The organism is Vibrio sp. YT-19(2023), assembly GCF_033337395.1.
Genome location: NZ_JAWOQN010000570.1, coordinates 1 through 667, shown reverse-complemented (window position 1 = coordinate 667; position 667 = coordinate 1). Strand labels below are relative to the sequence as shown.

1 protein-coding gene is annotated in these 667 nt (G+C 43.5%); it reads left to right on the top strand.

Features of this window, described 5'->3' with window-relative positions; translation table 11 throughout:
- Positions 1–153: 153 nt before the first annotated feature.
- Positions 154–667, top strand: a 514-nt coding sequence (locus R7E78_RS27195) for a MetQ/NlpA family ABC transporter substrate-binding protein (protein ID WP_318058759.1), incomplete at its 3' end; no start/stop codon positions are given.

Below are 667 nucleotides of genomic sequence, written 5' to 3'. Positions count from 1 at the left end.
ACCCTTTCAACTCTCTTAACCATCTGCTCGATAAAATTCGTGCTCTACAGCCCTTGTGACCTTCAAATGATCCCTCAATGTTTTAGTCGTTGACCGTTTATATATTCCTGATAGGATAGCCGTATAGACGTCTAAATATAAAATGGAGTTACGATGACAAATTTAGGTCACATCAAAAAGTTGTCTTGGGTTCTCGCTGCTGCGCTCAGCTTAAGTGCCTGCGGAGAAAAAGATAATTCAGTAATCAAAGTCGGAGCTACGGTTGGGCCACATGCACAAGTAGTTGAAGCAGTAGCGAAAGAAGCGGCAAAACAAGGGCTAAATGTTGAAGTCATCGAGTTCTCTGATTACGTGACACCTAACGCCGCGCTGAGTGACGGTAGCATCGATATTAACAGCTACCAACACCAACCTTTTTTGGATAATTTCAACAGCAGTCATAACTCTCAGCTCGTTTCAATTGGCCAATCTATCTTGATGCGCATGGGTATTTATTCCAATAAATACCGTTCGTTAGAAGAGTTACCAAACCGTGCCAGAATTGCCATTCCAAACGACCCAACTAATGGAGGCCGAGGGCTGTTACTACTCGCTGATGCGGGCTTGATTGAGCTTAAACCAGGTGTTGGCCATAAAGCCGCATTAACCGATATTAAGAGCAATCAAA